The sequence below is a fragment of the Pirellulales bacterium genome, from assembly GCA_035499655.1.
In the GTDB taxonomy this organism is placed as follows: domain Bacteria; phylum Planctomycetota; class Planctomycetia; order Pirellulales; family JADZDJ01; genus DATJYL01.
In genome coordinates, this window is record DATJYL010000180.1 from 1 (window position 1) to 21869 (window position 21869).

Annotated in this window: 18 protein-coding genes; 11 read left to right on the forward strand and 7 right to left on the reverse strand. The window is 56.0% G+C overall.

Going from position 1 to position 21869, the window contains the following annotated elements:
- A partial coding sequence (locus VMJ32_12740; protein ID HTQ39888.1) for an FkbM family methyltransferase occupies positions 1 to 572 on the reverse strand: 572 nt, incomplete at its 3' end.
- A gap of 265 nt (positions 573 to 837) precedes the next feature.
- Here VMJ32_12740 and VMJ32_12745 point away from each other — a divergent pair.
- Both VMJ32_12745 and VMJ32_12750 read left to right on the forward strand, forming a co-directional pair.
- Positions 838 to 1932, forward strand: a complete 1095-nt coding sequence (locus tag VMJ32_12745) for an N-acetyltransferase (protein ID HTQ39889.1) — start codon at positions 838 to 840, stop codon at positions 1930 to 1932.
- 154 nt (positions 1933 to 2086) lie between these two features.
- On the forward strand, positions 2087 to 3433 hold the full coding sequence (locus VMJ32_12750; protein HTQ39890.1) for a beta-ketoacyl-[acyl-carrier-protein] synthase family protein: 1347 nt from the start codon (positions 2087 to 2089) through the stop codon (positions 3431 to 3433).
- Positions 3434 to 3509: 76 nt separating this feature from the next.
- Here VMJ32_12750 and VMJ32_12755 read toward each other — a convergent pair whose 3' ends face one another.
- Complete coding sequence (locus VMJ32_12755) at positions 3510 to 4490, reverse strand: NAD-dependent epimerase/dehydratase family protein (protein HTQ39891.1); 981 nt, start codon at positions 4488 to 4490, stop codon at positions 3510 to 3512.
- 184 nt (positions 4491 to 4674) lie between these two features.
- On the opposite strand from VMJ32_12755, the gene VMJ32_12760 reads away from it, so the two are divergent.
- The 5 genes from VMJ32_12760 to VMJ32_12780 all read left to right on the forward strand — a co-directional run bounded on the left by VMJ32_12760 (position 4675) and on the right by VMJ32_12780 (position 12026).
- Positions 4675 to 5079, forward strand: coding sequence for a helix-turn-helix transcriptional regulator (locus VMJ32_12760; protein HTQ39892.1), 405 nt, complete (start codon positions 4675 to 4677; stop codon positions 5077 to 5079).
- Entirely contained in the window at positions 5057 to 5941 is an 885-nt protein-coding gene (locus tag VMJ32_12765) for a hypothetical protein (GenBank protein ID HTQ39893.1), read from the forward strand. Before VMJ32_12760 ends, VMJ32_12765 begins: the two co-directional genes overlap by 23 nt.
- Before the next feature lie 253 nt (positions 5942 to 6194).
- On the forward strand, positions 6195 to 8885 hold the full coding sequence (gene gyrA, locus VMJ32_12770) for a DNA gyrase subunit A (protein HTQ39894.1): 2691 nt from the start codon (positions 6195 to 6197) through the stop codon (positions 8883 to 8885).
- A gap of 275 nt (positions 8886 to 9160) precedes the next feature.
- Complete coding sequence (locus tag VMJ32_12775) at positions 9161 to 10477, forward strand: UDP-glucose/GDP-mannose dehydrogenase family protein (protein HTQ39895.1); 1317 nt, start codon at positions 9161 to 9163, stop codon at positions 10475 to 10477.
- Between the two features lie 211 nt (positions 10478 to 10688).
- Positions 10689 to 12026, forward strand: a complete 1338-nt coding sequence (locus VMJ32_12780) for a beta-ketoacyl-[acyl-carrier-protein] synthase family protein (protein ID HTQ39896.1) — start codon at positions 10689 to 10691, stop codon at positions 12024 to 12026.
- Here VMJ32_12780 and murD read toward each other — a convergent pair.
- Positions 12023 to 13363: a UDP-N-acetylmuramoyl-L-alanine--D-glutamate ligase gene (gene murD, locus VMJ32_12785; GenBank protein ID HTQ39897.1), complete on the reverse strand. Its 1341-nt coding sequence runs from the start codon at positions 13361 to 13363 to the stop codon at positions 12023 to 12025. The two genes, VMJ32_12780 and murD, sit on opposite strands and share 4 nt — an antisense overlap.
- A gap of 14 nt (positions 13364 to 13377) precedes the next feature.
- Here murD and uvrA point away from each other — a divergent pair, with 14 nt between their 5' ends.
- The 4 genes from uvrA (at position 13378) to VMJ32_12805 (ending at position 19734) form a co-directional block, all read left to right on the forward strand.
- Positions 13378 to 16275 carry an excinuclease ABC subunit UvrA gene (uvrA, locus tag VMJ32_12790; protein HTQ39898.1) on the forward strand — a complete coding sequence of 966 codons (2898 nt, stop codon included), beginning with the start codon at positions 13378 to 13380 and terminating at the stop codon, positions 16273 to 16275.
- A gap of 36 nt (positions 16276 to 16311) precedes the next feature.
- Positions 16312 to 17271, forward strand: coding sequence for a hypothetical protein (locus VMJ32_12795; GenBank protein HTQ39899.1), 960 nt, complete (start codon positions 16312 to 16314; stop codon positions 17269 to 17271).
- Positions 17272 to 17294: 23 nt separating this feature from the next.
- Positions 17295 to 18365 carry a ThiF family adenylyltransferase gene (locus VMJ32_12800; protein ID HTQ39900.1) on the forward strand — a complete coding sequence of 357 codons (1071 nt, stop codon included), beginning with the start codon at positions 17295 to 17297 and terminating at the stop codon, positions 18363 to 18365.
- Positions 18366 to 18792: 427 nt separating this feature from the next.
- A complete protein-coding gene (locus tag VMJ32_12805) occupies positions 18793 to 19734 on the forward strand; it encodes a hypothetical protein (protein ID HTQ39901.1) in 942 nt (313 codons plus the stop codon).
- 6 nt (positions 19735 to 19740) lie between these two features.
- Here the strand turns inward: VMJ32_12805 and VMJ32_12810 are convergent, their stop codons facing one another.
- The 4 genes from VMJ32_12810 to VMJ32_12825 all read right to left on the reverse strand — a co-directional run bounded on the left by VMJ32_12810 (position 19741) and on the right by VMJ32_12825 (position 21715).
- The gene (locus VMJ32_12810) at positions 19741 to 19944 is read right to left on the reverse strand and encodes a hypothetical protein (GenBank protein ID HTQ39902.1); all 204 of its coding nucleotides are present in this window, start codon (positions 19942 to 19944) and stop codon (positions 19741 to 19743) included.
- Between the two features lie 108 nt (positions 19945 to 20052).
- Complete coding sequence (locus tag VMJ32_12815; GenBank protein HTQ39903.1) at positions 20053 to 20991, reverse strand: phospholipase D-like domain-containing protein; 939 nt, start codon at positions 20989 to 20991, stop codon at positions 20053 to 20055.
- A gap of 95 nt (positions 20992 to 21086) precedes the next feature.
- Positions 21087 to 21371, reverse strand: coding sequence for a hypothetical protein (locus tag VMJ32_12820; GenBank protein HTQ39904.1), 285 nt, complete (start codon positions 21369 to 21371; stop codon positions 21087 to 21089).
- 50 nt (positions 21372 to 21421) lie between these two features.
- Positions 21422 to 21715: a hypothetical protein gene (locus VMJ32_12825; protein ID HTQ39905.1), complete on the reverse strand. Its 294-nt coding sequence runs from the start codon at positions 21713 to 21715 to the stop codon at positions 21422 to 21424.
- Between the last annotated feature and the right edge of the window lie 154 nt (positions 21716 to 21869).

Here is a 21869-nt window from a genome sequence, read left to right on the forward strand (position 1 = left end):
TCGTATTCACCCCCTTCGCAATCGCACTTCAAATAATTGACGCGGTCGACGCCGTTTTCATCCAGAATTTTCTTCAGCGATTTCACTGGAGCCCGCTCGGTTACCGGCGCGGATTGATACTTGCGATACAGCAGCCAGATGAAAAACTTGGTCCACATTTTGGGCTGCCAGCCCGCGTGATGATTGACGATGTTGAAGCCTGGGTAGGTGACAATTTCGAAGGTGGCGCCATCGTTTCCGGCGGCGACTGGCACGGGCACGACGTTGGTGAGGCTGTTGCGATCGACATTCATCCGCAGCACGTCCATGGCGCTGGTGGGCTCGATGGCGATGACTTTGCCTTGCGTGGCTTGTTTTGCGGCCCAGAGCACAAACACGCCCATGTTGGCGCCGATGTCGACGATGGTGTCGGTGGGGTGAATTTGAAAGCCAGGATAATCGTAGCGGCGTTTTTTGAAGATTTCGTTCACGACGTATCCGGCGGCGGCCTTTTGCTGGGGCGTGGCCAACCATAGGGACAGCCCGTCGGGCAGGTCGATTTTGAACGGCGTTTGGGCGGCGACGGTAGACATTGTGTGGGATGCAATTTCAGCGATTCGAAGAAGATCGAGACCAGAAAATCGCGTTCCGATATTATCGCTTGCCAGGGCCGCGGTGATAGGGGGAAAAGCGGGCTGCGCGGTGGTTTTGTTCGGCCTTGACCGCACTTTCGACTGCTGCCATAGTGCAACGTTTTGCAGCGGATGGGTTTCCCTTTTTGTGTCGGCGGCTTATCCTATGGCGGATGCAAACATCGTTGTGCGGCCTGTGCACTCGCGGGCCGATCGGCGCGCGTTTATGCGCTTCGCCTGGGATTTGTATCGTAACGATCCGTATTGGGTTCCGCCGCTGCGGGGCGAGTTCAAACGGCTGGTGGGTTGGAAATACCATCCGTTCCAGGAAATTGGCGAAGTGGGAACTTTTTTGGCCTACCGGAACGGGCAGGTGGTGGGGCGGATTGCCGGCATTGTCAATCACGAACACAATCGGCACTTCAAGGAGCGGCGTGGTTTTTTCGGCTTCTTCGAGTGCATTGACGATCAAGCCGTGGCCGGTGCGCTGTTCGACGCGGTGCGTTCCTGGCTGGCGGAGCGCAATCTGCAAGCGCTGCGTGGGCCGGTCAATCCTTCGTTCAATTATGAAATTGGATTGTTGACGGAAGGATTCGACGATTCACCGACCTTCATGATGACGTACAATCCGCCGTATTACGCCCGGCTGATCGAATCGTACGGCTTTGCCAAAGCACACGAATTATACGCCTATCTGGGCGTGAAGAAGGACCTCGATTACCAAATTCCGCGCATTGGTACGCTGGTGGAGCGTGTCAACGAAATGTTTCAGGTGAAAACCCGGCCGATGGATAAGCGCCGTTTTCAGGCCGATCTGGAAACGTTCCTTAAGGTTTACAACGATTCCTGCCAGCACATTTGGGGCTTTGTGCCGATCACCCGCAAGGAAATTGAGTGGATGGCCGGCGACCTTAAGCATTTGATCATTCCAGAACTGACCTGCGTGGCCGAAGTGGACGGAAAGGCAATTGGCGCGGTCTTCGGCCTGCCCGACTACAATCCGCGGATCAAAGCCATAGATGGCCGACTGTTTCCGTTCGGCTTTCTCAAGTTACTTAGTAAAAAGCACAATCTCAAGCGAGTGCGGTTAATTAGCACCAATGTGGTGCCCGAATATCAAAAGTGGGGGATCGGCATCGTGTTGTTGGTCAGTCTGATTCCCAAAGGCCTGGCCCTGGGGATGGAAGAAGCAGAGTTCTCCTGGGTATCGGAGGCCAATACGCTGGCCGTGGGCAGCCTGGAAAAAGGTGGCGCCAGGCTTTACAAAAAATACCGGCTGTACGATCTTGCCGCCACCGAACACATGGCGAAAGTTGAATGACGAATGACGAATGTCTAATGTCTATAGCAGTGCGAATGACGAAGCTTTTCACACGGTACGCTCTCCAAAACGATCTGCGGCGGTTCATCATTTGAACATTGGTCATTCTTTCGACATTCGTCATTAGGTTTTCGTCATTTTCTCTTGGGTTGCCATGAGCCTCGCCGGTTATCAGCGCGAAGTTGTCATCACCGGCCTGGGAGTGGTCAGTCCCATCGGCATCGGCCGCGAGGCCTTTTGGTCGTCGCTGCAATGCGGCCAGAGCGGAGTGCGGCCCATCACGCGCTTCGATGCCAGCAGGTTTCCCGTGCAAATCGGCGCCGAAGTTGTCGATTTCGACCCCAAGGCCTACGTCCGACCACGGAAAAGCCTCAAAGTCATGTCTCGCGAAATCCAGTACGGCTTTGCCGCGGCCGATATGGCAATGGCCGACGCGAACATGGTTCCGCTCACGGTCGCACCCGACCGCATAGGCGTGGTGTTTGCCGGGGACATGATCTATTGCGGTCTCGACGAGTTGGAAAGTTTATATCGCCAATGCTTGGCGGGCGGCGAGTTCGATTTCCGCCGCTGGGCGCCGGTCGCCATGAGCGAAGTTTTTCCGCTGTTTTTGCTCCGCAATTTGCCCAATATGATCGCCTGCCATGTTGCCATTGCTCACGATGCTCGCGGGCCGTGCAACACCATTGGCCACAGCGATGTCGGCAGCCTCGCCGCCCTGGCCGAAGGCGTGCGCGTCATCCAGCGCGACGCTGCCGACGTGATGGTTGTCGGCGGCGTCGGGGCCCGCATCAATCCCACGGCATACGTCTATCGCGGGGCCGCCGATCTTTCGCACCTCAATGCGGATCCATCGCGCGCCAGTCGCCCGTTCGATGCCCAGCGTGACGGCTTGGTCAACGGCGAGGGAGCCGCCGCCTTCGTCCTGGAGAGCCTCCAACATGCGCAGCGCCGCGGCGCGCAAATTCTGGCCCGCGTGTTAAGTCATGCCAGCGCTCACGAGCCGCTGCGCGGCAACCAGGCCGTGGGCGCTCGACCCTTGACGGGCTTCGCCGTGAAGCGTGTGCTTGCCGAATCGCTCCGTCGCGCCCAATTGGAACCGGCCGATATCGGCCACGTGAATGCGCACGGTTTGAGCACCATCGCCGACGATCGCTACGAAGCGCAAGCCATTCGTGCCGTTTTGGGCGATGTCCCGGTGACGGCGCCGAAAAGCTTCTTCGGCCATCTCGGCGGGGGCGGCGGCGCTGTGGAACTGGCGGCCTCCATCCTGGGGCTGAACGCTGGCGAAATACCCGTCACGTTGAATTACGAACACCCCGACCCGGAGTGCCCGGTGAATGTGATTCACGGCGCGCCGCTGCCGGTTGCCACATCCGCCGCAGGCCCGCGAATTATGTCGAGCGAAACCACGTCGGCGGCAGCCGTGGGTCGCACGGCGCTGAAACTAAGCACTTCGCGCCTGGGCCATGCCGCAGCATTGATCATTGCGGCTGATTAAACGCCATGTGAGACGTCATTTTGCTGGTAGGCCACGCTTTGGGACAGGAGGCTGTGAGCATCGGGTTGTTGGGTTTTCATTTCTTCACATACCCGTACTGCTTCAGCCACGCCCAAGCGTCGGCGGCGGATTGGGCGACATCGCGAGTGTGGTAACCCAACTCGGCGGCGGCCTTGGCGCTGGAATAATTTTTCGGCAGCATCGACATGGCCGTCGCGGCAGAATTCACGTCGCTTTCATGGCCGGTGAGCCAAGTTAATACGTCTCCCACGCGGCCGATGATTTTGACCGTCGGCCGAATGGCCGTTCGAAACGGCGGCCTTGCTCCGATAATCGGGGCCATAATCCGCAGCGCTTCTCGATAGGTTAGCGTTTGGCCGGCCAGAATGTATCGTTGGCCGGTGTGGCCGCGATCCAGCGCCGTCAAAATGGCCGCCGCCACGTCGCGCACGTCGCAGTATGAGTTGGTTCCCGGCGGGGCCAGCAGCGCCCAACCGGTGGCTATTTTCAACAGCATTTTTCCCGACGATGGCTTCCAGTCCCACGGACCCAGCATGAAGCCCGGGTTCACAATCACGGCATTCAGGCCTTGCCCCACGCGCTCTATTACCACGCTTTCCGCTTCGCGCTTGGTGACCACGTAGGGACAAGCCACTTTTCCATTGGGAGCTGTGTTTTCGTCGGACGGCTGATCTAACGACCGCACGCCTAAGGCGTCGATGCTGGAAACGTGAACCATTCGGGCACCCTGCCGCAAGGCTGCGTCGGCGACGTTTCGGGTTCCTTCCACGTTCACGGCCCGTTGCTCGCTCAATCCACTCCAGCCAATGTGCACCCGGGCCGCGCAGTGAATCACCCGGTCGGCGCCGACAATGGCCCGATCCACAGAGGCCGCATCGCACACGTCTCCCTGCGCTGTTTCGATGGTCAGGCCTTGGAATGGCCGCAGATCTGCCGGGTTGCGCACCAGCACGCGCACCGTTTCGCCTCGCTCGACCAACAGCCGGACGATATTGTTCCCCAGCAAGCCAGTTGCGCCCGTGACGAAGGTCGTCATGTTGCCTATTCCGGTGGAAAATTGCCACAATCCAACTCAGCCGACCGCCTTCATTGGTTATCGCGCACAATCGCAAATCGTACAAGACCGATGGAATTTCGCTCTCCCTAAAAAACTTCACGCCCCCACGCAGATCCAGCCGATTGCTCTTGTAATACATCAAACCTTGAGGTATAAGACCGCCATGCTGAAACCAGAAGTGAAAAACGTCCGCAAAAACATGGCAAAAAACACCAACCCCGATTTTCTCAACGGCGTGCCGGAATTGGTCGTGCTGGGGTTGTTGGCCCGCCGACCGATGTACGGGTACGAATTGGTGCGGGCCATCGAACAATCGACCGGCCAGGTGTTGGAATTCGGCGAAGGCTGCATTTATCCCGTGCTACATCGGCTGGAAAAGGATGAAGTTTTAACCAGCCGCCGCGAACTTGTCGGCGGCCGCAACCGGGTGGTGTATCGGCTGACCGCCGCCGGTCGCAAACGGTTGGCCGGCAGCACCGCCGCGTGGCGCAGCATTGTGGGCGCGGTGAACCAAATTTTGTTGGCCCAAATCACGGAAGAAAAAAATGGAAAACCAGCCGGCGCGTGACAAATCGCTAAACGATTTAGCGGGCGCTGTCCCTAACGCCTCTGCAGCGGCTGGGGACAGCCGCCGCTACATTGCGGGGAAAGAAGAATTATTGACGGAACTGCGCAAGCAGGGACTGCCGCAGGCCTACATCCAGCGCTTGCTGGACGAGTGGGACGATCATCTAGCAGACCTTCAGGATGAAAGGAGCATGGACATGGATACGTCCGAAAACGAACCCGCAGCCGATCACACCAACTTATTAAAATTGCACGACCGCCTGGGCGACCCCGCCCAACTCGCCGCCTTCGCCGCCAAAGAATATCACAACCGCAGCTTCTTGGGCCGCCATCCCATATTCACGTTTATTATCGCGCCCATTCCGCTGGTATTACTCAGTTGGATTGGAATTACGACCGGCGCGGTTGCTTTCGGAATGTTGCTCAGTCATTTTTTTGGATCCGATATGGGCGATCCGTGGAGCGCTCCGTTTGCATTCACCATCGTCAACGCATGTTGGGGTTGGCTGCTGAGCACGCTGATTCCCATCGTCGATGTTCTAATTCTTTGTCGTGTGGCCCGCCGCAATGCACTACCGTGGAAATGGGCAAAAACGGCCATTGTTTTAATTGCGATGTTGTGCGCGTGTTTTTGGATGAAATTCATTCAACCCACGAATTCTCATTATGTGCCCGATTCCGTCGGCAACGGCGGTTCCATCGTGGGTTTGGGCATCATCACATCCGGGGCGGAAGCGATGTTGTGGCTTGTGAAGTTTGCGATCGCCCTAAGTCTGGGCCTGTTGCTCATCAAGCGCGCCCAGCGGTTGCAAAAAATCGATGAACGCCGCGCCGATGTGGTTGTTTTTCGTCAGGCAGCGTGATCGCAGCGTCGGTTAAAACCGCGTTGAGAATCTGTCGATGCAACGCATTGCTATTTCTCATCTTGCGATGAACCAAATACCGCTTAGGCCAATTGTGAAGTGCAGCCAAACCGGGTATATTTTTGGTTCACGCAACTGCTGCATTTCACAAAAGGATTGACCCTTGGCGACAGACGGAAACGAACCCGACGGAGCGGATGATTTTGTGCCCCCTGGCGACAATGGCGGCGCGGGCAGCGCTGCCGCCGGCGGTATGCCAAACCAGGGCAAAATTATCGAATTGGCGATCGAGCAGGAGCTGAAGGAAAGTTACCTGACGTACGCCATGAGCGTCATCGTCAGCCGGGCGTTGCCCGACGTGCGCGATGGGCTTAAGCCCTCGCAGCGGCGCATTCTGGTGGCGATGAATGATTTGAATCTGACGCCCGGCGCCAGCCGTGTAAAGTGCGCCAAAATTTCCGGCGACACCAGCGGCAATTATCATCCTCACGGCGAAAGCGTCATTTATCCCACGCTGGTCCGCATGGCCCAGGAATGGAACATGCGCTATGTGCTGGTCGACAAGCAAGGCAACTTCGGCTCCATTGCCGGGTTGCCCGCCGCCGCCATGCGGTACACCGAAGCCCGTATGTCGCAGCACGCGGCGTTGCTGTTGGACGATTTGAAGCTCGACACGGTTGACTATATTCCCACGTACGACGAGCGGCACACCGAGCCGACGGTTTTGCCGTCGAAGTTGCCGAATTTGTTGGTCAACGGTTCCGGCGGCATTGCGGTGGGCATGGCCACGAGCATTCCGCCGCATAACCTGAGCGAAATTTGCGATTGCCTGGTCCGCGTAATCGACGAGCCCGAGGTTTCCATCGACCAACTGTTGGAAATTTGCCCCGGCCCCGATTTTCCCACCGGCGGCACCGTGATGGGCCGTAGCGGCATTCGCCGGGCGTATCATTCCGGGCGCGGCACGATCACGCTGCGGGCCCGCACGCGGATCGAAGAATTCGGCAAGGGCCGGTTCCGGATTATTGTGAATGAAATTCCGTTTCAGCAGAATCGTGACGCGGTGGAAGAAAAAATCGCCGAGTTGATTGCGGAAGATAAAATCGTCGGCATTTCGGCCGGCCGCAACGAAAGCGATTTGAAAGAGCCGGTCCGCCTGGTGTACGAACTGAAGCGCGACGCCGACCCGGAGATCGTGCTCAACCAGTTGTATCAATTCTCGCCGCTGCAAGACACGTTTTCGATCATCTTCTTGGCGCTGGTCGACGGCAAGCCGCGGGTGTTGTCGTTCAAGGGCTTGCTGGAAGAATTCATTCGCCATCGGGCCGCTGTCATTCGCCGCCGCACGCAGTTTTTGTTGACCAAAGCGCGGCAGCGCAAGCATACGGTCGAAGGGCTGCTGCTGGCGTATGCCAACATCGACGAGATTATTCGCATCATTCGCTCGTCGAAAACGCAGCCGGAAGCCAAGGCGCGGTTGATGGGCGTGGAAGCGCCCGCCGCCATGATGCAACGAGCCTTGGGGGACACCGGCTTTACACTGTTCCAGGAGGAGCGCGGCGTGCGCGAAACGTACACGTTAACCGCCGTGCAGGCCGACGCCATTTTGAAAATGACGCTGGGCCAGTTGGTCAACCTGGAACAGGAAAAGTTGAGCGGCGAGCACAAGCAACTCCTGGAAGAAATTACCGAGCATCAGCGAATCCTTTCGGACGAGAAGAACATTTTGGCCATTGTCCGCAGCGATTGCTTGGAACTGAAGCGCAAATACGGCGACAAGCGGCGCACGGAAATCAGCGGCGAGGAAATCGGCCAGATGAACCTGGACGAGCTGATTACTGAGGAAACGATGGTCGTTTCCATCAGTCACAACGGCTACATCAAGCGCACGCCATCCAGCACGTATCGGGCCCAACGACGGGGCGGAAAGGGAATTATCGGCTCGCGAACCGAGGAAGAAGATCCGATCCAGCATCTGTTCGTCGTCAGCACGCACGATTACTTGCTGTTTTTCACGAATTACGGCAAAGTCTATTGGCAAAAGGTGTACGACCTGCCGCAACTCAGCCGCGAAAGCCGGGGTCGGGCCGTGGTGAATTTGCTCAACCTGGCGGAAGGGGAAAAAATTGCCAGTTGTTTGAATATTCGCGATTTTTCGCTCCCCGATCATTATTTGGCCATGGTTACGCGCAACGGCCTAGTGAAAAAGACGGCCCTGGAAGCGTACAGCCGTCCCAAACGGGTTGGAATTATTGCCATCAATTTGCGCGACAACGACGAATTAGTCGACGTGGTGCTGACCAAGCCCGGTGACGAGCTGGTGGTTTCGTCCGCGCGCGGGCAGGCGATTCGGTTTCGGCAATCGAACGTTCGGCCGATGGGGCGCAATTCCACCGGCGTGCGCGGCATTCGCTTGCGCGGCGACGACCGAGTCGTGGGCATGGTTGTGGCCGATCCCGCGGCCGCCCTGCTTACAGCCTGCGAGTTGGGCCAAGGCAAGCGCACCGCGTTTGGACCGAACAGCCCGACTGAAGAGCCCTTAGCCCCAGGCACTGCCGGAGGGCAACCTTCCGATTTGGCGGAAGAACCCGATACGGAATCAGAATTGCCAGAAACCGAGAGCGCCGAAATCGAATCCGCCGAAGGGGACGAAACCGAATCCTCCTCCGCTCGTTATCCCACCAAAAATCGCGGCGGCATGGGGGTCCGGGACATTCGCACCGATCGGAATGGCCCGGTGGTTGGAATTTTATGCGTCTACGAAGACGACGAAGTGCTGATGATGACAGCTCGGGGAAAAATTCAGCGGATTGCGGTGCGGGAAATTCGCCTTACCGGTCGGAACACTCACGGCGTGCGGATTATGAGCTTGGAAGAAGGCGATACGTTGGCGGCCATTGCCCGGGTGCCCCCCGATGAGCGGGAAGAATCGGAACCACAATAACTTCGGCGAGATTGGCTGTAGCACGCATTTTTAGGCACGGGGTGTTTAAAACGCCTGGCGGAAGCATCACTCTTGGGTGGCGGGATAATTTGAGATTTCGAGAGCCACTTTTTCAGACTGACACAGTCGGACTATGTCCAAATTGTCCCACTACCAACTCTTGGGCGATCGAAAATGGCAAGCTAAACTGGAATATAATCGCTTCCTGTGGGGCGGCGATCGGCGTTGACTTCCGGCTGGCGGCTCCATTTTTTTGAAGATTTGGAATCCAACTCATGCGCATTGCGGTCATCGGCACCGGTTATGTCGGCCTGGTTACGGGCACCTGCTTTTCCGAAAGCGGCAATGAAGTGACTTGCGTCGACATCGATCGGCAAAAAGTCGAACGGCTTTCCCGGGGGGACGTGCCGATTTACGAACCCGGTTTGGCTGAATTGGTGACAGAGAACTTGGAAGCCAAGCGCCTGCACTTCACCACCGAGTTGGCGACCGCGGTGAAGGGGGCGCAACTGGTTTTTTTGGCCGTGGGCACGCCACCGTCCGACGACGGCTCGGCCGACTTGTCCGCGTTGTGGAAAGTGGTTGATTCGATAGCGCCGCATTTGCGACCGGACTCGATCGTGGTTACCAAAAGCACGGTTCCCGTCGGCACGGCCGCTAAAATTGCGGCTCGGCTCAAGGAACTCACGGGTCGTGACTGCGATGTGGCCAGTAATCCCGAGTTTTTAAAAGAGGGGGCGGCACTGGACGATTTTCAAAAGCCCGATCGGGTAGTGGTTGGCGTGCGCCGGCCCGAAGTGGCCGAGGTGTTGCGGACCTTGTACGCTCCATTTTTGCGGACCGAAAAGCCGTTTTTGGTGATGTCGCCCGAAAGTTCGGAAATGACCAAGTACGTGGCCAACGCGCTATTGGCGACCAAGATCAGCTTTATCAATGAAATGGCCAACCTGTGCGAGCGGATGCAGGCCGACATTGACGACGTGCGCCGCGGCATAGGGCACGATCAGCGGATTGGGTTCGCGTTTTTGTTTCCCGGCGTGGGCTATGGCGGCAGTTGCTTTCCGAAAGACGTGCTGGCGCTGTCGTCCATGGCGCGGCAACACGAACTTCGGCCGCAAATTTTGGATGCCGTGCACGCGGTCAACAACCGGCAGAAAACCGTGCTGGGGGAAAAAATCGAAGAGTATTTTGCTGGTCAACTGAAAGGCAAAACCATTGCCATTTGGGGCTTGGCGTTCAAGCCCCGGACCGATGACATTCGCGATGCCCCGGCGCTCGTGCTGATTAACCGCTTGCTGGAACTCGGCGCGCAGGTGAAAGTATACGATCCGGAAGCGATGCCCAATGTGCGGGCCATTTACGGGGAGCGTTTGGCTTACGCTTCATTGCCGTTGCCGGCCCTGGACGGCGCCGACTGCTTGGCCATCGTCACCGAATGGGGTGAATTTCGAAATCCGGATTTTGAAGACATTCGTCGACGATTAAAGCAGCCGGTCATTTTTGACGGCCGCAATCTTTACAATCCGCGGCAGATGCAATCGCTTGGATTCACCTACCATTGCATTGGCAAGGCGCCGGTTGAGCGAAGTTGACGCTGCGGATTTAAGCGTTAGCCGCGGGTGCTAGCATTTTTTGCGAATCCAGCGCTGCGGAGTGTTTGAATCGACCTTTTTCGTTCGCTTGCCGTCGAATATCATTCCACAGCTTTTGCCCATCTTCGCGCCGACGACTGGGGCCGTTGCGTCGTCGGGAAGACTGCGAACCGGGGCCAATGCGACAGCGGAATTGGATCAGGCAAAAACCATGCGCAATCGTGTAGTCATTACCGGCGTCGGTTGCGTTACGCCGTTGGGCTCTGATGTGCGCGAGGTATGGAATCGGCTCACGGCGGGCCGCTCCGGCGTGGGCCGGCTAACGCTGTTTGATGCCAGCCGGTTTCCGGTGCAAATTGCCGCCGAGGTGAAAGATTGGAGCATCGCCGAAGTTGGTGAAGATCCGCTGCGTTGGCAGCATCATCCGCGGCAAACGCTGTTCGCGATGGCCTCTGGAATTAAGGCCGCTCGTAGTGCTGGATTAGATGCCAATGGAAATGGCGGGCCACATGTCAAAATTAATCCGCTTCGATTCGGCGTGTACCTGGGGTGTGGGGAAACCTATCAAAATTGGGATCAGTTCTCTCAGATGATGGCAGCCTCGATGGAGGGCGAGGAGTTTCATCCGGAAAGATTCACCGAACAAGCGTTACGGTTGTGGCGGCCCGACGACGAGCTAGAATTGGAATTAAACATGCCCGCCGCACATCTGGCGACCATGTTCGACGCGCAGGGTCCCAACGCCAACTGCATTGCGGCGTGTGCTTCCAGCAGCCAGGCCATCGGCGAAGCAACCGACATGATCCGCAATGGTGAAGTAGATATTATGTTGGCCGGCGGGGCCCATAGCATGATCCATCCGTTTGGCATTAGCGGTTTTCATCGGCTGAGCGCTTTGTCGCAACGCAATGAAGATCCGTCCCATGCGGTGCGGCCGTTTGATCGCGATCGCGATGGTTTTGTGGTGGGCGAGGGAGCGGCGCTGGTGGTGCTGGAATCGTTGGAGCATGCACAGCGGCGCGGCGCGGAGATTTTGGCCGAACTTACCGGTTACGGTTCCGCTCAAGACGCGTTCCGCATTACCGATGTACATCCCGAGGGACGCGGAGCCGCGGCGTGCATGAGCCTGGCGTTAAAAGACGCCGATTTGCAGCCTCAGCAAATCAGTTACGTCAACGCCCACGGCACCGGCACGGTGCTGAATGACAAAATGGAAACCTTGGCGATCAAGCGCGTGTTCGGCGATGACGCTTATCGTGTGCCCATTTCCAGCACCAAAAGCATGATGGGCCATTTCACCACGGCCGGCGGCGCCATCGAGCTGGTGGTGAGCATTATGGCCACGCGCCACGGCGTGCTGCCGCCGACCATCAATTACGAAACCTCTGACCCGGACTGTGATTTGGATTACGTGCCGAATGTGGCCCGAGAAACGACTTGCCGTCATGTGCTGAGCAACAGCTTTGGCTTTGGGGGGCAGAATGCGGCGCTGATTGTTTCGCAATTTGACGAACATCGCCGCAACATGGTGGCCAAACGTGCCGCTTAGTGCTTCGCCAAGCTGCGACCGGCGGCGATTGCGGTTTCAAGTCCGAGCGCATCCACCAGGCGTTCAAACTCTTCTCCGCGGTGGGCAAAATCCCGGAATTGATCGGTGCTGGCACAGCCGGGCGAAAGCAAGATCGCTTCGTCGGGATTCGATTGCCGCCAAGACCAGTTCAGGGCTTCATGTAAAGTTTCAGCCCGAAAGCACGGGAAGTTATGGTTGGCTTGGTGAATGATTTTTTGCAGTTGCTCCGCCACCGATCCGAACACGGCGACGCCCTTGGCTTGTCGAGTCACCGCACTAGCGAGCGCGGCAAAGTCGATGCACTTATCAGCGCCTCCGAGCAACAGCCAGGTGGGTTGCTGCATGGCGTTCAAAGCCGCCAGGGTGGCGGCGGGCGTGGTTGACTTGGAATCGTTGTAGAACCGTCGGCCGCCGATTTCGGCCGCCAAATGCAAACGATGGGGAAGACCTGCAAATTCGGCCAGCGCGCGAGAAATGCTTCGTTCATTCACGCCCAGTTGTTTTGCCGCCGCCGCCGCACAGGCTGCATTGATATGAGCATGTGAACCAAACACGCGCAGCGGCGGCAATAAGTCGGGATGTGGAGGAAATAAAACCTTGCCACGGCATAGTGGCTGCCAGCCGGCTATTTCACGGTCCTGACTGTTTAGCACGGCAAATCCGTCGCTTGGTAAATGCGAAAGCAAGCGCTGCTTTGCGGCCACGTAATTGTTCCACGTGCCGTGCCAATCTAAATGGTTGGGCGAACAATTGGTGATAATTGCGGCCGCGGGCCAGCGGGTCGCAGGGCTTAGCCAGTGGAGTTGAAAGCTGCTCATTTCCAGCACGACCATGTCGGCGGATTTCATGTGTGGCACATCGGCGAGCAAACTGTTTCCGATATTTCCCCCCAGCCAGCAGTGCCGTCCGGCCGATTTCAAAATGGCTCCCAGCATGGCAGAGGTTGTCGATTTGCCCACGGTGCCGGTTACTCCGATCACGGTTGCCGGACAGGCATTGAGAAATAGCTCGGTTTCCGACGTAATGGTTGCACCGGCTTGCCGCGCCAATTCAACGTGCGGATTTTTCGGCTTCACTGCCGGATTCACGACGACGACGTCAGCCGTGCAAAAATCGACGGCCTGATGTTGACCCAAAGTAAATTTTGCAACGGGCACATCGCTTAGGGTTGCCAATGATTCGGTCAATGCGGCTTCGTCGGCCAAATCGGTTACGGTAACCGTGGCTCCGGATTGCGCGCAAAAGCGTGTTGCCGCCACGCCGCCTCCGTGGCAACCCAATCCCATCACCGTTACTTTGCGACCGCGAATATTCATTGCTGGTCCTGCCAATGCGTGTGGGTTATGATAACAGTTTTGCCGATTGTGTCTGGAGCAATCTGGGGACCACGGCGGTGAACAAAGGCTTTATTTCGCTTCGCGGCATTGAGGTGCATAATCTTAAAGGGGTTGATCTGGACATCCCGCACCGCAAACTCGTGGTATTTTGCGGTCTGAGCGGCAGCGGTAAAACCAGCTTGGCGCTAGATACTCTGTACGCCGAAGGACAGCGGCGGTACATCGAAACTTTTTCGGCCTATACCCGACAGTTTTTGCAGCGATTGGAACGACCGGTGGCGGAGCAAATTACCGGCATTCCCCCGGCAGTGGCCGTGACCCATAAATCGTCCAACCGATCCAACCGCAGCACGGTGGGCACGGCCACCGAAACCAACGACTACTTGCGGTTGTTATTCGCTAAAATCGGCTGCGTCGTTTGCCAAACCTGCGGGCACGAAGTTCGCCGCGAATCGCCGCAATCGGCTGCGGAAAGTTTGGCTAAATTGCCGGCCGGCGCACGATTGTTGCTGGCTTTCGAACAGGCATCGATAAACACATCAGCGTTGAAGGCGCTCGGTTTTTTGCGTGTTGTTGTCGGCGATCGGCAAATGAATCTTGCAGATTCCACGACGAACATTGAAGCACCGCCGCCGAGCGAACCGATGTACATCGTCGTCGACCGGCTCACGACCGATACCCCAGCGCAACGAATCCGCGAATCGTTGGAAGCGGCGTTTGGACATGGAAACGGCCGGGCCACCGTGTTTGTCGATTTGCCGGAGCCCCCGCAGATTGGCGAACAGCGATATGGCCGCCCCTATTCATTAGATGGCCGCACTTGGCAGCGGTTAAACTTCAGCGATCAAATGACGTGCGACGAATGTGGTCGTGTTTATCCATTGCCCGAGCCGCGGCTATACAGCTTTAACAGTCCGTTGGGCGCGTGTCCGGAATGCGAAGGCTTTGGCAACGTGATCGACATTGATTTGGATTTGATTGTGCCCGATCCGCGGAAATCGCTGCGCGAGGGGGCCATTGCGCCGTGGAACACGCCCGCTTATGCACACGAACTGGAAGAGTTAATTGCCTTGGCCGACGATTATCAAATTCCGCTCGATGTGCCTTTCAAGAAGCTCACCGAGGAACATCTAAACCTGATTCGCGAAGGCGTGCCGGAACGCAATTTTGGCGGGCTGCGCGGATTTTTTCAGTGGCTGGAAAAGCGAAAATATAAAATGCACCTACGGGTATTTCTGAACCGCTGGCGCAGCTACCGGGTATGCCCAAGTTGCAATGGAACTCGTTTACGGCCAGAAGGGCTGGCCACGCAGATTGCCGGGCGGAATATCTCTGAAATTTGCGCCCTTAAAATTCGCGATTGCCTGGCACTGTTTCGCGAATTGGCGCTTCCCCAGCTTCAGGCCACAATTGGTCGCAGTATGTTGGAGCAGGTGCAAGCCCGGCTGGGCTACTTGGATTCCGTGGGATTGGGATATCTCACGCTGGACCGTTCTTTGCGCACGCTGAGTGGCGGCGAAGCACAACGAGTTTCGTTAACGACTGCGTTGGGCTCCAGCCTGGTAAACATGCTGTACGTGCTCGACGAACCTTCGATCGGCTTGCACCCGGCGGATGTCGATCGCCTGGTGAAAGCCGTGCTTTCGCTGCGCGACCGTGGCAACAGCGTGTGCGTTGTGGAGCACGAAGAATCGCTGATTCGCGCCGCCGATGAGGTCATCGAAATTGGTCCCGGGGCCGGCGAACGGGGCGGCCTGGTGGTTTTTCAAGGTGCGCCTCAGGAAATGGAACAATGCTCCAGAAGCCTGACGGGCGATTATTTGGCCGGCCGGCGTGGTCGCAGCGTGCCCGCGAAGCGCCGCCGCACGGATCACGGCTGGATTCGCCTGACCGGCGCGCGCGGCAACAATTTAAAAGACATTACCGTGGAATTTCCCTTGGGCGTGTTGTGCCTGGTGACCGGCATCAGTGGATCAGGCAAAAGCACGTTGGTGGAAGACACGCTATACCCGGCCCTGCGGCGGCGGATGCGGTTAGAATCGCCACGGCCCGCACAGCACGACGACGTGTACGGGGATGGACAGGTGAATGAAGTCATTCTGGTCGATCAAAGCCCCATTGGCCGTTCGCCGCGCTCCAATCCGGTCACGTATATCAAGGCGTTCGACGAAATCCGCAATGTGTTTGCCGACACGGTGGAGGCCCGCATGCGCAATTACACGGCCAGCCAGTTTAGCTTTAACATTGATGGCGGACGCTGTCCGGCGTGCCACGGCGATGGTTACATCGAAATCGACATGCAATTTCTGGCTGACGTATTCATGAAGTGCAGCCAGTGCAATGGCACGCGTTATCGGCCGGAGATATTAAAGATCAAATATCGTGGCCGGCACATTGCCGAGGTGTTGGAGCTGACGGTTCGCGAGGCATTTACTTTTTTCAGGGGCTGCCCCAAAGTGCAAGCCAAGCTGAAGCTGCTGATCGACGTGGGCTTGGACTATTTACGGCTCGGCCAGCCGGCCAACACGCTTTCCGGAGGCGAGGCCCAGCGTTTAAAATTGGCGGGGTACATGTCGGCCGCCAAGCGAAATCGAACACTGTTCATTTTAGATGAGCCAACGACCGGTTTGCATTTTGCCGACGTCGTGCAATTGCTGGATTGCTTTGATGCTTTGCTGGCCGTGGGACACTCGTTAATAGTGGTCGAGCACAATTTGCAAATGATGAAAGCCGCCGATTGGATTATCGATTTGGGTCCTGGAGCAGCCGACGAAGGAGGGCAAATCGTGGTGCAAGGGACGCCGGAATTGGTTTCCCGGTCGAAAAGTTCCGTCACCGGTCGGTTTCTGGCCGCTGCGCTCGCCCAGCAGGCGGAGGAAGCTACGGCATAAATTCTTATCCAAGTCATCAGCGATTTACTGCGACAAGTGACGCACGATTCCATTATTCGACGTGTTGAGCTTTTTTCCGGTTTCGTCAGCCCCGCCGAAGCGCGGGTCTATGCCCGGTTCACGCTGGCCGCAGGGCATCAACATGAACTAAAACAACTCAAATTGAGCGGCCATTTGATTGGACCGGAGTGCGAATTTGCGCAAACGCTTCCGGCCCGTGTGCCATTCATCGATCGGGGTTCCGGCGAAACCGTGTTGGCCGAGGCTGTTGTGCCTGATCCTTGTTTCTGGACGCCGGAATTACCATTTCTGTATCGTGCTAAACTGCAGCTCCACAGCAGAGAATCGGTCATTGAGCAGTATGACAGCGTTTTGGGAATTCGCAGGCTGGGAGTGCGTGGCCGCGAACTGTACTTCGAAGGAAAACGATTCGTGCTTCGCGGCGTCCGTTTCGACAAAGCTGATGTGCTTCCACCTTCCCTTGGTTTCGGTTTACACTTCGAAGACACCGCAAACTATCTGAGGGATACTTGGACGGCTATTGTCACAAGTTCACCAACGGAGCAACTCTGTCAATTTGCCAGTCGCCGGGGAATATTGCTGGTGGCTGATGTGGCTGGTTCAGAGGCCGAACATTGTGAGGATGTCATCGTGGAAGAATTGCGGCGGTTGGCACAATGGCCCGCAGTGGGAATTGTGGTGTTGGCGCCTGGCGTCAAGTTACCTGACAGTATTAGGAGTTGCGTACCGAATTTGTTACTATCGCAGTGGGTATGGGACAAACAGCCGCTTGAGTTTGCGCCGTGGGCACAGCTGATTTTTGCCGAAGTGAACCATCCGACGGAATTCGCAGGCAGAACCGCCGGTTGTTCGATTCCGGTCGTGGCAGTACGTCGCCTGTCGGAGCGGGTTGAAATTGAGCAAGGCCGCCTAGAATGCGATGCGTTGCAGCGTGATTTGGCCTCCTACGGCGACTTTGCCGGTTATGTTGTGTAATTCATCGTGTGTTGTATTCAGAAATGAGCGATGCAACAAAACATTCATTGGATCGTTATGCCCGGCAAATGCGCTATGCGCCCCTTGGAGAGGAGGGCCAGCGGCGGCTGTTGGCCAGCCGCGTGCTGATTTGCGGTTGCGGCGCTTTAGGGAGTGTGATTGCCAACACGTTGGCCCGGGCCGGGGTGGGCCAGCTGCGAATTGTGGACCGCGATTTTTTAGAATTGAATAATCTGCAGCGGCAGGTGCTATTCGACGAGGCGGACGTGGCGGCGGCGCTGCCTAAAGCCGTGGCGGCTGGGGAAAAACTGCGGCGCATCAACAGCCAGATTGAAGTGGAACCGATCGTGGCCGATATTTCTGCGGATAACATTTTGGCGCTGTGCCAAGGTTGCGACATCATTCTCGATGGGACCGATAATTTCGAAACTCGTTTCCTGATCAACGAAGCGGCGGTGAAATTGTGCATTCCCTGGATTTACGGAGGTTGCATTGGCGCTGAAGGACAATCACTGAGCGTTTTACCGGGCCAGCCTCCGTGTTTTCGCTGTGTGATGAGCGAGCCGCCGCCGGCGGGCACGTCTCCTACGTGCGACACGGCCGGCATTTTGTCGCCGGTGGTCAATGTCGTGGCGTCGATCCAAGCTTGCGAAGCCATCAAAATTTTGTCGGGTTGCACCGAGGCAGTGAATCGAACGTTGACGATGGTCGATTTGTGGGAAAACCAAGTGCGACAGCTTAATCTGGATCGGCTGCGCGCCGCCGGCGGTTGCCCTACGTGCCGCAGCGATTCGGACACGAAAGAGAAGTTTCCTTGGTTAACGGGCCAGCGCGGCGGTCGCACGGCCGTGTTGTGCGGGCGCAATTCCGTCCAATTGAGCTCTTCGGCGAACTCCGCATTTTCGCCGGCGACAATGGATTTGCTCGAACAAAAACTTCGTGCGGTCGGTCAAGTCACTCGCAACCAATATCTATTGCGATGTGCGGTCGGGCAGTACGTCATCACGCTGTTTCCCGATGGCCGCGCTATCATTGGCGGCACCGCCGACGTGGCCGAGGCTCGCAGTGTGTACGCCAAGTACGTCGGCAACTGAACCGCTGAGAACCTTATTTTGTCTGTACTACGCCGGACCAGCGAGCTGACTTTTCCAATTGCTGCTGCCCGGCACGGCCGATATAATTCGAGGTTCAGTCAACGGTGGCTATAGCTCAGTTGGTTAGAGCACCAGATTGTGGAGCGGCCAAAGCGTCTAGCGACACGTCGCAAATGCTAGAGAGTTATGCAATTAACTCACACTAATTTCCGCACAACTTGCCGTCAATGCCCGGTTTTGCACGCTTTCCGCTGCATTTTTACTGCACGATTTAGAGCACCCAAGTTTGTTCTTATTGCTCTACGGTGCTGGAATCGGCAATCGGTTTTGCTAGACTGATTGCCGTTCGCCTTGGCGAACAATCTAGCCCGTGGACTACCTGCCCCAGTTCACGGGCTTTTTCACGTAGCTTGGGGAAGCTCTGCAAATGGAATTCTTTACTTACCCAACAGCGTTTGAGGCTAACCACAAACGTAGTGGGCCGTTTACGCACGCCGAATTCATGGCGGAAGCCCGACGGAAAGTTGCAGCAACGGATTTCAGCGACCATCAACAGAAAGTTGAAATTGATCGGTATCAAGCTGAAATTCACTGGCTAGAACTGGGCAAACCCTATTTCAACATCTGGCCTAGCATCATCCCGATGCTTACTGACGTTCAATTGGATGTTCCCGCCGACACGCTCAAACTTCCATACCCCGTATTTGTTTTACGTCTGCCCCCGCAGGACAATCCGCTAACGGTCTGTGAGGGCCATATTGTTCAATCAATTCTTGTGCTGCGGGGCGTCAAGACTAAAGATAATCAGCACTGTGTTGTGTTGTGGATCGACATTGGCGAAAGAGTAGGTCCGCTCAATATGCCCTCAATTCACTGGGGCAGGTTGGATATGGACCCCGATAAAACGATTGATGCGGCATTCGGCGGGATACCGGATAACAACCTGCCCGGAATCAACATTTCCGATGAGTTGCGGCGTAAATGCTTGCGACTGGCTGTGTCGATTTGTTTTCTCTCTACGGGCATGGATAAGCTTGTTGAACCCGACATTCTCAGCAAGGACATAGCCGCATACGCCGAAGCCCACCGCAAAAATGACACGCCCAGAATCAAAACAATTGAGGAAAGAGCGGTACGCCGGGGCAAACTTGGATTTAACGTCGGCAAGAGTGAGCACTTACGGCCGCTAATCAATCCACCAAATAACGCGGATGCAACGGGAACACGCGGGGAGCTAACGCATTCGCACTTACGCAAAGCACACTTCCGAAAAATCGCAACTCAAGCAGTTCCCGTGTTTGTCAGGCCGGCAGTTGTGCGGCCCGATTTACCGCCGGCCGAACATTCACCCGGTTACGCCGTGCGATAATCAGGCTTAGCCGATTGCCGCTTTCACTGTCGCAACGTCACTTCGAGTTATCTGCAATTTGTGACCACCTAGCAGCAAAATCCAGCAAGCAAAATCGGTGGTCTCTGTAATGCCGACGATGGAAGAAACCAGCACGGTGTTTACCGGCTGTTCGGTCCTGCCATAATCGCCTTGCATTTCCGGGCTTTTGAATGAGATTGTTTTCGCCATGATCTACCCTCCGTGGTAAATGCTGTTTTCGTACCGACACAAACGGACAGTAGAAACAATGGAACGAAAAGTCAATTGCTAGCATTCATTCAACGAAAAGCCCGCGATTTATTTCCGATCCGGCCACAATTGCAATAATTTATGCACTAGGCCCGTATCACGTATTAGACGTGAGCGTTTGACCTGAATAAATTTTCGGCCGCCACTGCCTAGACGTTCGCTCACAATTTTTCGGCTCTTTGATCTAAGCCCCTTCCGCATTTCAAGAAAACACATGAAGCCATTGGAATTGCGGTAACGCTGCAAATGAATGATTCGGCGGGGCGGAAAAATACGAATGTTTCGTGCCGATTGCTCTACCTTCTCAATTACTAGATCGTTTCGTTTTGCCGTTTTCGCAAAAGCACTACCAAGCCAAGAAAAGTTATAAACATCGTAGTAGCGACTTGATCGCAACTGCTTTCGAGCTTTCGGCGTGCCGATTTGTTCCGCCTCTTGCTCCTCCTCATTCCAGTTTCCAAACCTTGTTACCACGGTCCACAGCGGCGAATGTTGCGGAGTTAGTTTGCCATTTCGTTTTTTCCGGCGATTGAATCCACGGGGCGGAACATAAAGTTTTTGAAGTCGTATCGCTTGCCGTAATGTCACTCTATCGCCGGTTAGGCTATTAACCCATTCACGATATGCCTTGACGGTCTTACGGTCATTCGTTTCAATCGCGGCCTCAATCAGATAGTTTGCAGACGTGGCAGAGACATTAGCCGAACCAATGATGGCACGGCTACCAATCACAAATACTTTCGCGTGCAAATTTTCGACCGAATGAACATTCACGCCTTTGCGAAGCATCGCAACTACGGCTGTCGGATTTGTCTGCCCGGCACGAACCGCCCGTTCGCTCATATCAATAACAAGTGTGCTGCCACTGTTCAGCGGTAATAGTTGTGCTGAACTGAAATAGGCAACAGCGACGGTAGACCGTCGTTTCGTCTGCTTGGCACGAGCCGTAATTTCTTTCCACACTCGCCCGGTTATGAGTTTTTGCATCGGTGTATTATGATCCACCCTTTCGGGCCAAACAAACAAAAAAACCCCGGCGAAATGCCGGGGTTGTGAAGGGTTCAGAATCGAATTCGCCAAGTTTAGACAGACAGACTAACACCGCTTCGCTTACCGTGAACGAACGCCAGATATTCGCCCGCCTTCCGTTTCGGCAACCTATCGACCGTCCCCAATTGGAACCGCTGCACTAATCGCAGCACGTCGGCGTCGGTAAGCCGAATACAGTTCCGATAAAGCACGGTTTCCCTACGCATACCGTCATGCTCTTTGAAAATGATCGGCTCACCCGCTTTGCTTAGCCGCCGATTGATTTTGTCGATCAAGTTGTACGTGATTTCGACCGGATTTTTCGTAGCAACTGCCATGATTTGCCCCTTAAAAATGGGAACGGAAAACGACACTAAAACTTAGCTTGTTATCCGGCTGCCCGCTCAAACGTCCGCCGATAGCTCTTGCGTTGTGGCTCTACGGCCCGTGCGGACGTAGTAGCGAACGCGGGCGGCAGAAAATTGCAATCGCGGATTTCGCAATATGCACTCTCGCCGTTCGATTTGTAGTAGCCCCGGCCGCCGCAAACGATAGTGCGGCCGGATTGCAGCACTTCCGTAATTTGCGTTACGCTGTACCCCGTGCCGTCCGCCATATCGAAAACGTGGTATTCCAGCGAATCAATCGAGCGGCGTTCCTGTGTTGCGACGAGAATTTTCATCGGTGTTGCCCTCTTAAAGTGAAAGAATCAAGGCGACTAAAAAGAACACAATCGCGGCCACCACTAACAAGCCAAGCCAATCCGATAAACGTGGTTTGCGACCGTAAAACATTGTGTTAAGCCAGAATGAAAGCGAATGCCAAAAAGCCGAATA